4 protein-coding genes are annotated in these 12344 nt (G+C 68.5%); all 4 read right to left on the minus strand.

The genetic code is table 11. The features are described from left to right. Window positions 1–18 precede the first annotated feature (18 nt). The 4 genes from LRD69_RS14930 to LRD69_RS14945 all read right to left on the minus strand — a co-directional run bounded on the left by LRD69_RS14930 (window position 19) and on the right by LRD69_RS14945 (window position 12260). Complete coding sequence (locus LRD69_RS14930; protein ID WP_277327061.1) at window positions 19–3114, minus strand: FG-GAP-like repeat-containing protein; 3096 nt, start codon at window positions 3112–3114, stop codon at window positions 19–21. A 224-nt stretch (window positions 3115–3338) separates the two neighbouring features. After that, entirely contained in the window at window positions 3339–6506 is a 3168-nt protein-coding gene (locus LRD69_RS14935; protein ID WP_277327062.1) for an FG-GAP-like repeat-containing protein, read from the minus strand. 282 nt (window positions 6507–6788) lie between these two features. After that, window positions 6789–8987 carry a VCBS repeat-containing protein gene (locus tag LRD69_RS14940; protein WP_277327063.1) on the minus strand — a complete coding sequence of 733 codons (2199 nt, stop codon included), beginning with the start codon at window positions 8985–8987 and terminating at the stop codon, window positions 6789–6791. Between the two features lie 261 nt (window positions 8988–9248). After that, complete coding sequence (locus LRD69_RS14945; RefSeq protein WP_277327064.1) at window positions 9249–12260, minus strand: FG-GAP-like repeat-containing protein; 3012 nt, start codon at window positions 12258–12260, stop codon at window positions 9249–9251. Between the last annotated feature and the right edge of the window lie 84 nt (window positions 12261–12344).

Here is a 12344-nt window from a genome sequence, read left to right on the forward strand (position 1 = left end):
CGATGTGGGACACGGACGTCAGGAGAGCCTGGAGTACATCTGCCAGCCGCCGCCGACCTTGGTGCGGGCGGCGAAGAGGCCCTTGCCGTCACCGCGGTAGCTCCACAGCACCCCGGACGTGTCCCGGGCGAGCAGGTCGGCCTTGCCGTCACCGCTCACATCACCCACACCGACGAGCGCGTTGTAGATCTGCCAGCCACCGCCGACCTTCACCCGGGTCGCGAGCGTGCCGGTACCGGTCCCGGCGTATCGCCACAGCACACCGGCCGAGTCCCGCGCCAGCAGGTCGCCCTTGCCGTCACCGTTCAGATCACCCGCACCGGCCAGGAGGTAGCCCTTCCACCCCGTACCGATCTTCACGCGGGCGTTGAAGGCACCCGTGCCCTTGCTCGTGTACAGGTAGAGGTAACCCGTCGACGTCTCACGAGCCAGCAGATCAGCCCGGCCGTCACCCGTCAGATCACCCGGGGACGTCAACGCGTCATAGACGTTCCAACCCCCACCGACCTTCGTGTACGCAGTCGTGGACTTCAGCGCACCACCGCACGAAGGCTTATAGGCCCGCAACTCACCGCTCGACACCCGTACCAGTACGTCATTGCACCGATCACCGCTCACATCGTCGAACGGCACCGCCGACGTCACCGTGTTGGCACCCGTCCAGCCGGAGCCCGACACCTTCGAGCTCACCGAACCCGTCCCCGTACCGCCCCGGAAGTCCGCGACACCGGCCGACGTGAACGCCAGCAGATCACCGAACCCGTCGGGCCGGCCCCATCCGCCGGAGTAATCGCGGAAGACCGCTGCACCGTCACCCAGCATTGCGGTACCGGTGGCCAGCCGGACCGACGCGCCGCCACCCGCGGGCACCGCGTCCACGGAGTAGCTGAACCTGCCGTTCGGGGCGTACGCACCCGAGTCGGTGCGCCCGTTCCATCTCGCTTGGATCACAGCCCGGGTGTCACGCCCGGTGAGGGTCCTCAGAGTCCTCCCGGCCGTGTCCCTGACGGTGACAGTCCACGAGTCCACCGGGCGCGACAGATGCCAGGACCCGAACCAGGTCTCGTAGCCGGGTTCGCGGAGATAGATCCCGTCCCATACATCCCTGTCGACCGAAGCGAGCGCCGAGTGAGCTGTGTTGGTGCCCAGCACATGCACCTGGTCCAGCTCACCGGTGTACGCCACCATGCCGGTGTATTCGTCCACGGCCCAGGAGTAACGGCGGTCCGTGGCCCGCCCCTTGTCGGGGAAGGACGCGAGTGTCCGGGTCGCCGACGCACCGCCGGTCACATCGGTGAGCAGCAGCTTGCCGTCGCTGTGGTCGTGCCGCACCGTGAAGCCGTCACCCAGCAGCACGTCGCCGCCGTTCACGGCGACGGACTTCTTGGCAACCGTGTCGTACACCCCGGCCGGACCGGTGCTGCCGCAGCTCCAGTACAGCCACTTCCCGGCCGCCTGCAGCTCTGCCGGGATGCACGGCGCCCCGACGGAGACCGTGCTCGTCGTCTTCGACGCGCGCAGGTCGTACGAGGTGACCTGCCCCGCCGTGGTGGTGGATCGCCACAGCGTGCGCCCGGCAAGCGCGGCAGCTCGCACCGGTCCGGTCAGTTGGACTCCCCGGCCGACCTCCCCGACATACTGCTTGGGCGTCGGGCCGCCCGAGTTGTAGACGACGAAGCGGTCGGCCACATCGACAAGAGTTCCGCCGTCGGTGCCCGGGCCGAACTCGACGTCGGCGGTGACGACTCCGTCGCCCAGCGAGTGCGCAACGTCGCTCTCCACGTTCTGGTCGACGAAACTGTGCGCCAGAACGATGTCGCCACCGGTGTGATGGTTGCCCCAGATCTCGCCGGCTGCACCGATGGCGTCTCCGGCAATGGGCTTGCCAGGAACGGGATCTCCGCTCGTCCCGAGGTCCCAGACATTGGTATCGAATGTGCCGGACGTGCCGTACGCCACTCTCAGCTGACCGCGGCTGAAGGCGAGTCCTCCCTTGAGGGCCTCGTACGGGGCGACCTTGTACACCTTGGTGAGCGCGAGCGCGCCCTGCGGGTCCTGCGTGATGCGCTGCACCCACCAGTCGGTATTGCCCGTACCCCCCATGACCAGTGCCGAGCCGTCGGGGGCGGGCTGGACGCCCTGGCCCGCCTTCGCCAACAGCACCTTTGCCGGACCTCCGTCGAGGGGAAGGGCCACGATCGGCCCCGAGGCCTCGCTCTGCGCCAGGACCAGCCAGTTGCCGACCAGGACTGCCTCATGGCGGTCTCCGGAGGTACCCGCGAGAGTACGTACCGTCTCCTGACCACCCAGGTTCGAGCGGGACTTGAGATGCACGACCGAGTCCGGCGCGATCCAGCCGACGCGATCGCGGTCCAGCAACGTTTCGGGCACGGTCCAGGCCTCGGTGCCGAGGTCGGTCACGAAAATCTCGGCGACCGTCGCCATGGCGAAATCCACATATCCGAGGACATACACGCCATCCTCGCGCTGCCAGCGGACTACGGCACCCCGGGCGTCACCGGTCGTCACCACAACGTTGCTGATGCCGTCGGGGATCCCGCTCACGTCGCGGATGCGCTGCTCGCCGTCGACAGCGTCAATGAGCTCGAACTCACCCCGGATGTAGCCAAATATGGCGACGTCCCCGAACGTCCCCTGGTAGGGCCCCTGGTAACCATCGACGATGCGGAGCGCGTTCGTGGTCACGTCCCGCAACTGGACAGGGCTCTGACGGAGGGAAGGCATGGCGACCGTGTCACCACCAAGGCCGAAAACGCCGTCCGGGCAGAGGCTCGGGATGGAGAAGCATCTCCCGATGGACTGTGGCATGTGGTACACACCAGCGCTGTCCTGTACGGACACGGTCTTCCCGCCGTCGTACGGAGTCCACAGCAGCCCCTCCGCATCCCGGCCGGCCTGTCGATGCAGGAAACCGGTGGTACCAGCCGACAGCAACTGCATCAGACGCGGCTGGTCCTGACTCGGATTGTCCAGCACCACCTCGGCAGCGGGGGTCTCGGCCTGGGCCGCACCAGTACTGAGCGGCAGGAGCACCGCTCCTCCGACGGCCGCGGCAAGCAATGGGGCCAACAGGCCCTTCCGTACCGATGTCATACGCGTCCCTCCCCGGCAACCCACACAGGGCATGAGGAGGACGCGGCAGCAAGTGCCGCGGTCCGCGCGAAGTGAAAGCCCCCCGGCCCCAACCCCCCATGCAAGTGGGCCGACTTTAACAGCAGCCGCACAGGCGCCGATAGGGAATTTTCGAACCTGTTCAAAGTGAGGGCCCGTACAACACCGAGTCGATGTCGTACGGGCCCCGAACATGGGGTCACACGTCAGGAGAGGGTCTTGTACATCTGCCAGCCGGCACCGACCTTCACCCGCGTCGCGAAGAGACCCTTGCCGTCACCCCGGTAGGCCCACAGCACACCGGCCGTGTCCCGGGCGAGGAGATCGGCCTTGCCGTCACCACTCGCGTCGCCCACACCGACCAGCGAGTTGTAGATCTGCCAGCCGGCACCGACCTTCACCCGGGTCGCGAGCGTGCCGGTACCGGTCCCGGCGTATCGCCACAGCACACCGGCCGAGTCCCGCGCCAGCAGGTCGCCCTTGCCGTCACCGTTCAGATCACCCGCACCGGCCAGGAGGTAGCCCTTCCACCCCGTACCGATCTTCACGCGGGCGTTGAAGGCACCCGTGCCCTTGCTCGTGTACAGGTACAGATAACCCGTCGACGTCTCACGGGCCAGCAGATCCGCCCGGCCGTCCCCGGTCAGGTCACCGGGAGAGGTCAGCGCGTCGTACACGTTCCAGCCCGCACCGACCTTCGTGTACGCAGTCGTGGAGTTCAGCGCCCCACCGCACGCCGGCTTGTACGCCCGCAGCTCACCGCTCTTCACGCGTACCAGCACGTCATTGCACCGGTCGCCGCTCACATCGTCGAACGGCATCGCCGCCGTCACCTCATTGGCACCGGTCCAACCTGACCCCGACACCTTCGAACTGACCGTGCCGGTCCCGTTGCCCGTGCCACCCCGGAAGTCCGCGACACCCGCCGACGTGAACGCCAGCAGATCACCGAAACCGTCGTTGCCGACAAAGTCACGACGGACAGCAGCACCACCCGTCAGCTTCACCGAACCCGACACCGCGAGAGCCGCACCCTGGCCGTCGGCCGGCTTGGCCGACAGCGTCCAGGTGTACGCACCGTTGGCGACGATCTTGCCCGCCGCGTCCTTCCCGTCCCACGTGGCGCTGACCGTGCCGCGGGCCTCTCCGCCGGCGACCGTACGCACGACCTGGCCCGACGCCGTGTTCTTCACCGTGACCTGCCACGACGCGGCCGGCTTGGACAGCCACCAGGTGCCCGCCCAGCTCGGAGCGGCCGCCCGCATGTCGAGCGAGGTTCCGGGCGCCTTCGTGTCGATCACCGAGAGCGGCGAGGCCGGGACACCCGTGGGGACGATGCGAACCCGCCGGTCGTCCCCGGTGTACGCGACGTGGCCGCCGAAGCGGTCGACGGTCCAGCCGGCGCGACGCACCACGCCCTTGCCCAGGTCCGCCGCGCTCACCAGCGGGCGGTTGGTCAGATTCGCGTACGCGCCGCTGGTCGGCAGGCCGTTGTGCAGATCGAAGAGGGTGAGTCCGGCTTCCTCCGTGTACGCGACGAAGTAGCCGTCGGCAAGGAGGATCTTGGCGTCCGGCGCCGTCACGGAACGCCCGGTCTGCCGGTCGTAGACGCCGGCGCCCCTGAACCAGTTGTCCCGGCACTCCCAGTACACCCAGCGGCCCACGGCCTGCAGCTCGCTGGGAACGCATTTGTTGAGCGTGGTGAAGGAAGTACCCGCCGCGCCTGCCGGCAGGGTCTTCGAGGACACCGTGGGCGAGTCCTTGAGGCCACTCCAGAATGTGTTGCCCCACACCGCCGCGGTGGTCTGTGACCGGTTCTCCACCACCGCGCCGGAATCGGCGCCCTGGAACTCGACGATCGCCTGATTGCCGCCCGACGCCTCGTTCACGACCCCGAACCGGCCGGAGAGGTCGACGAGCTCCGGGGTGTGCATGCCGGTGGTGAGCCTCGGCCCCCAGTTCGCGGTCCCGTTCGGGAAGAGGATCGTCTTGGTCTTGCCGTCGGCCTGCTCGGTGCCCTCCTTCTGGCCGTGGTGTCCGTCGCCGCTCGCGAGCATGGTGACGCAGTAGGAGCCGTCCGTCCATCCGCAGTCCGCCTCCCGCCCGCTGGTGAGCCCGTCCACCGTCGTCCGGATCTCCTCGGGACGGCCAGAGGTCTTGAGCCACGTACTGCGGTAGCCGCCGATGTACGTGTTCGGCTGGAAGAGGTTCGAGTCGTCGGCCGTGGTGAGAATGCCGCTGCCCAGGGAGATGCCTGCGGGCTGTGCGGGCATGTCCTCGATGTCGGCGACGCGCTTGCGCGTCACGGTGCCGTCGGCGGCGGCCGTGAACCGGTAGTAGCCCCAGTCGAGCGGACCGTAGTCGGTCCGCCTCTCGGCACCGGCGACCAGGACGGAGCCGTCCGGCGCCCAGGAGAGGTCGGTGCGGGCGACAGCCAGCAGTTCCTCGGTGGTCTCGCCGTCATCGGAGAGACGGCGTAGCGGCTGCCCGCGGTACTCGTTGTCCCCACCGTTGAGGGAGGGGGCGCCGATGAGCGAGTTCCCGAGCATGCGGAACGAGTCGGCGTAGAAGTTCCTGATGTCCAGCACGCGGGGCGGGGCCGTCAGATCGTTCCGGTCGAACACCTCGGCGACGTCGCCGGTGCCATCCCCCGGGCCCACCTGCAGAAGGGTGTCCTTGCCGAGGGTGACGCTGTGGGCGTGGGCGTCCAGCGCCCTGATCTGTCCGCTCGCGAGGTCGACGAGCCACCAGCCATTCTTCATGGTGGTGCCTTCCCAGAGGATGCCCCGGACGACGACCGACCGGGTGTCACCCTCCGAGATGGTCAGGCTCCACCCTTCGGGAAGCCCCTCCAGCCGCTGCTCCTTGACCCCGCCGGCCTCCGCCCGCAGCAGATGGAGACTCGTCGTGGCCTTCTCGGTGCCGGTGCGGGTGATGACGGTCGTGCCGTACGTCTCGACGTACGACTGTCCTTCCGGAATCGGCACGGTGGTGGTCGCCCCGCCGCCCGCGCCCTGTTGCAGCGTGACGTGCGGGCTCGGGGTCGCCGAGTAGATCGCCACGGTGTCGGACCCGTGGCCGAAGCCGGTGGGCCAGGTGCCGACGGGGCGGCCTGCCTCGACGTCGTACTCGAGCGGCTTCGGAAGCCGGTCGGCCAGAACGGTGGCCGCTCCGGTGGCGTAGTCGATCCAGCGCAGACGGTCGTCGCCTTCCTGCGCCGTCAGGAAGCCTGTCTCACCGGCGTTGAGCACGCGCGTGGCGCGGGGCACGAAGCGTGCTCCCGGCTTCACCACGACGGTGTCGCCGGACGTGTCGGCGACGGCCGTCCCCGTGGCGGTCGCACCGACCCCGGCGGTGACCGCCAGGGTGACCAAGAGGGCGATACGGCCGGACGCGCGCCGGCTTCTCCACCCGCTGGATGAGCGAGTCAATGTGAAAGTCCCTCCCCAGGACACATGGCACGAGGGGAGGCCCGCAGTGGACGCACTGTGGCCTTCGTGGTGCGGCTGCTACCGCTCGCACCACCACCCCCGAGCAGATGCGGCGACTTTAACAGCAGCCTCGGACAGCCTGACAGGGGGTTTCGAACCCGCTCAAAGGCTCAGGACCCGTACGGCAACCACCAGTCGTACGGGCCCTGAACATCAGGTCACACGTCAGGACAGGGTCTTGTACATCTGCCAGCCGCCGCCGATTCTCACCCGTCCGGCGAAGGTGCCGGCGCCGGTCCCGTTGTACCGCCACAGCACGCCGGCCGTGTCCCGGGCGACCAGGTCCGCCTTGCCGTCGGCGGTGATGTCGCCGACGGTCGCGAGCGTGTTGTAGATCTGCCAGCCGCCGCCGACCTTCACCCGGGTCGCGAACGTGCCTTTACCGGTGCCGTTGTACCGCCACAGCACGCCGGCCGTGTCCCGGGCCAGCAGATCGCCGAACTTGTCGCCGTTCAGATCCCCGACGCCGATGACCGTGTTGTAGATCTGCCAGCCATTGCCGATCTTCACGCGCGGTGCGAGCTTGCCCGCGCCGTTGTCGGCGTACAACCACAGCTCGCCGGCCGGCGTGCGGGCCACCAGGTCCGTCCGGCCGTCGCCCGTCAGATCGCCCGGCGACGTGAGCGCGTTGTAGATGTTCCAGCCGCTGCCGATCGTCAGCCGCGTCCCGCTCGGAGAGAAGGCCTTCCCACAACTGCCGTCGTACCGAGTCAGCACACCTGCGGAGTTCCGCACGAGCAGGTCGTTGCACCGGTCTCCGGAGAGGTCCCCGATCGGAACGACCATCGACGTTGCCGGCCAGCCGGTCGCCGAGGCGCCCGTACCGAGGCCTCCCGCGCCCGACCCGGTGCGCACGGTCAGCGTCCCGCCCGAGGTCAGTGCGAGCAGGTCGCCCTTGCCGTCGCCGCTGAAGTCACGCCACTTGGGGAGCGGCTTCACAGGGGCGGTGGTGGCCGCACGCACCTGGGTGGTGAAGTCACCGGTGGACTGCGCCCACACGGCGACGGGGCGGTTGTCGGCGCCGACAGTGATCTGCCCAATGGCGTAGCCGCTGGTGTTGGTGCTCAGCGCCGTCGGGGCCGCGGACCAGACACCGTTCACCCGGGAAGACGTCATCGTCTTCCGGGACGAGCCGCTCTGGCTCCACACCGCGTGCGCGCTCCCGTCGGAACCAACCGCGAGATCGAACTGGTCCTCCGTCGCGGAGCCCGTGGAAAGGGTCTTCACGGCGGACCAGTTGCCGGTCGCCGCGGACCGGGTGGCGGTCAGGGCTCTGAAGCCGGAGCCCTCGGCATAGGCGACCCCAAGCACGGTGACATCGCCCTCGGGGCCGACGGCGACCTTGCGCCAGCCGCCGGTCGCGAACCCGTTGATCGGCTCCTGGGCTCCCCAGACCAGGCTTCCGGCCGGACGCTGGGCGAACACCTCGGTCGTCCCGCCGCCCTCCGGGGACTCCAAAGTCGTCCAGACCAGCGTGGAGCGGCCGTCCTGGCCGAGCGTCAGCGTGGGATTGCTCGTGTCAGCGTTCGGGTCGGAGACGGTGACCGGCTTGGTCCAGCCCGTCCCGTCGTGGGCCCGGTCGGCAACCTTGATCGCATAGCTGCCTGCACCGTACTGCGTGAAGGCCACGGTCGCCGTGCCCTGGTCCGAGTAGACGAGCTCCGGATCGGAGACGATCTCCATGTCCGCAAGTTCCTCGTCCAGACGGGCCGGCTCCGACCAGGCCTGGCCGGGCGCCTCACGGACCGAGGAGTACAGCGCGGACGAGCGTTCCGAGTTGCGCCTCCACACCGCAACGAGAGTCCCGGACGGCGAACCAACCAGCTTGCCCCCCTGGATGTTGTCCGGGTCGGTCACGATGTCGACCGGGGTGGACCAGGTCGTGGCGCCGGCCGCGAGCACGGCCATCCGGAACACAGCACCCGGCTTTTCCTGGTAGTTCAGGATGTCGTTCGGATACTCCACCCACGCCGCCGTGACGGAACCGTCGGCCGAGACGACGAGCTCCGCGTTGCCGCGCTCATACGCCGTAGTCGTGAGAACGTGCGGCGCTCCCCACGTGCCGCTGCCGGCCGGGCGCACCGACACGACGAGTTCGCGCTTGCTGTGGTCGCCGGGTATGCGGTTCCAGAGGGTGACGACGGCTCCGTTCTTGGCCGTCCTGACGTCGAGAACATACTGGATCGCCGTGCCGTCCGTCAGCGCCGCGGACGCCGCCCACGGGTCAAGGCTTGCGGCGGCACCGGCCGGCGTCGATAGAACCGGGGCGGCGGCCGCCGTCGACGACAGCGGGCCGATACCGGCAAGAAGGGTCGCTGCGGCGACAGCCGCAACGGAATGACGTAGAAGAGCGCTACGAGGCACTCGGGTCCTCCCCTGATACATCTGAGAGGCATGGGAAATCAGCGGCGTCTGCACTCGGCGGAAATGCCGAGCAGAGTGTGCGAGAAGGCCCCCCAACCACACCGCCCCCATGCAAGTGGGCAGACCTTACCAGCGGCCTCATCAGCAACGGAAGGTTTTTCGAACCCGTTCAACGCGCCGCTCATACGCCCGTTCCATGCACCAGGGCCCGTACGCCACCGAGCCGGTGTCGTACGGGCCCCGAATCACAAGGCGGGGAACTCAGGAGAGTCGGGAGTACATCTGCCAGCCGCCGCCGACCTTCATCCGCGTCGCGAAGAGCCCTTTGCCGTCACCGCGGTAGCTCCACAGCACCCCGGACGTGTCCCGGGCGAGCAGATCGGCCTTGCCGTCACCACTCAGATCACCCACCCCGACCAGGGAGTTGTAGATCTGCCAGCCCCCGCCGACCTTCACCCGGGGCCCCAGGGTTCCGGCGCCGGTCCCGGGGTAACGCCACAGCACCCCGGCCGTGTCCCGCGCCAGCAGGTCACCCTTGCCGTCACCGTTCAGATCACCGGCCCCGGCGAGAAGGTAGCCCTTCCAGCCCGTACCGATCTTCACGCGCGACTTGAAGACACCGGCACCCGCACTCTCGTACAGGTAGAGGTAACCGGTCGACGTCTCACGAGCCAGCAGATCCGCGCGACCGTCCCCCGTCAGATCACCGGGCGAGGTCAGCACGTCATAGACATTCCAGCCCGCACCGACCTTCGTGTACGCAGTCGACGACTTCAGCGCGCCCCCGCAGGAAGGCTTGTACGCCCGCAGCTCACCGCTCGACACCCGCACCAGCACGTCATTGCACCGGTGGTCACCGCTCACATCATCGAACGGCACCGCCGACGTCACCGTGTTGGCACCGGTCCAACCCGACCCCGACACCTTCGCATCCACAAGGCCCGTACCCGTACCGCCGCGGAAGTCGGCCACACCCGCCGACGTGAACGCCAGCAGATCACCGAACCCGTCACTCTTCACGAAGTCGCGCGGCACCGCGCTGCCGCCCGTCACCTGTACCGTCCCCGACTTCGTCAGCGCCGCTCCGACACCGTCCGCGGGCTGCGCCGTCAGCGTCCAGGTGTAGGCGCCGTTGGCCACAGGGTGGCCGGCCGATGGCACACCGTACCAAGAGGCCTCGATCAGCCCGCGGGTCTCCCCTCCGGAGAGCGTCTCCACCGTGATGCCCGTGGCTTTGTTCTTCAGCGACAGCTTCCATGACCCCGCCGCCTTCGACAGCCACCACTTCGGGGTCCAGTGAAGGCCCTCTTGTTCCACATTCCTGGTGGTCGGCACCGACGAGTCGATCTGGGCGAGGGGGGCCGAACCGATCCCGGTCGGCGCGAGATGCACCTTCTGATCCTTACCGGCATATGCCACGAGGTCACTGTGCGGGTCGGCCGTCCAACCGACCCCAGGAACGGATGAGTTGGCCGTTCCCATCACCAGGTCGGCGGGAGACGCGCCGGTGAGGTCCGTGACAACAACCCGGTCGTCGGCGTCCAGTCGGGAGACGAAACCGTCGCCGAGCCGGCCGGGAGTGGCGCCGACGCCGATCGTCCTGGCCTTTCCGTCGGCGAGATCGACGACTCCGGCGGCGCTCGGCGATGCACCGCACTCCCAGTAGAGGTACCGCGCGGAAGCCTGCAGGGCAGGAGCTGCGCAGGATGCCCCGGTGGTGAGCGTGCGGGTGACCGTGCCCTTCGCTACGTCGGTGGCGGTCAGCTTGCCCGCCGTGGACAGCTGCCAAAGCGTGTTGCCCCAGAGGGCGGAGGCCCCGGCGGGCGCTGTGCGCACCACCTCGAGGGAGTCCAGATCGCGTACTTCGGTGCGTGCCGCGGTACCGTCCCCCGTCCCGTAGGCGATGTAGTGGCCGGACACGCCGTAGACCCTCGGCGCTGCGGCGCCCACGGTCACGTGACTTCCTGGGGCGGGATCGTCCTTGTCGACCACGTGGATCCGGTATCCGTTGTCCTCGAGCGTCGTGTATACGGCGGAGCCGTCAGCTGCCGGGTACAGCTCCGGGCAGCTCTGCGCCTCCTTGCATACCGTGCGGTACCAGTCGGATGCCCCGAGATATGTGCTGCCGCTCACCGTCGGTGTGCCCGTCAGGGCCGGCTGCCGCTCGAAGAAGCCGATGCCCGTGCCCGCCGGGTCCGTCTCGTACGTGACGAGCCGGTTCCCGGCCAGGGCGAGCCTGGCGCTCCGGGACGGCTGCCACGGCACGGTCAGGACTTCGCTGCGCAGGGGTGCGCCGTCCGGGCCCACGGTGAAACGGTGTACGGCGTAGTCACCCGAGGGGCCACGGCCCAGGACGAGCAGACTGCCGTCCGGGCCCGGCAGCGCGCGATCCGCGTATGCGAAGGCGAGCAAGTTGGTGGCCTTGCCGTCGGGGGCTCTGGCGGTGAGCACACCGTTCCCGTCATTCATCGAGACCACTTGATCGCCGAGCAGGAACGTCGTCACCCCCGCACTCGCGTTGACCGAATTGACGATCGGCACGCTTCGAGGGACTGCCTGCAGATCGGCGCGGGAGAGCACCTTGACGCTCTTGGACGCGAGTTCGTACCAGGACACGGAGTCCTTGGTGATCTGGATGTTCTTCGGACGGCCGGTGAACGGCAGTTCGGTGGACGTGGCTTCGTCCAGGTCGACGAGCCCGTAGTGATGGACTTCTCCGGCCACGTACCCGACGACCGTGCTGGAAGGGTCCCCGATCCCGTATGTGGGTGTGAAGGAAGCGGTGCAGACGGCGCCGGACGGCAGCCCGAGCACCTTGCGCTCGGTGAGAACCGGGCCGTCGAAGCGGAAGAGGTGGCACTCCCCTGCCGCTTCTCCAGTCGTCGCGACGGCCACAACCGTCTCACCATGAGCCGTCAGATACTTGAATCCCGGGGGCAGTTGTACAGTCCGGGTGGCACCGTCCGGCGCATCGACCACATTGATCGTGTCGGCGGTGACGGGATAGGCGATCACGTCCGACATGGTGTTGACGGGCATGAAGGTAATGCCTTGCAGGCGCAGTTCGGACGTCGCACCGCTCGCGTAGTCCGTCCACTGATAGCCGCCGTCGGCCCTCCGGTACGCGAAGCCGGTGCGTCCCGCAACCACGGGATAGCCGGGGCTGATCGTTCTCGTGGCTGCCTCGAGTACCGCCTCGGGCGCCGGAACTGCGGCGCCCGCCGGGCCGCCCAGCGGCCCCAGGATCCCGACAAGAGCAGCTGCGACACCCACTGCAGTAGCGACGTTTCGGATCGTACGAGGGCGTGCCAGGACATGACGGCCCACAGAGGGACCCCCCAAATCTGCGGAGGCCGG

It is taken from the genome of Streptomyces sp. JH14 (assembly GCF_029428675.1).
In the GTDB taxonomy this organism is placed as follows: Bacteria; Actinomycetota; Actinomycetes; order Streptomycetales; family Streptomycetaceae; genus Streptomyces.

Coding starts and splice junctions, on each gene's coding strand:
- LRD69_RS14930 (WP_277327061.1), bottom strand. CDS start 3,114: ATGACATCGGTACGGAAGGGCCTGTTGGCCCCATTGCTTGCCGCGGCC.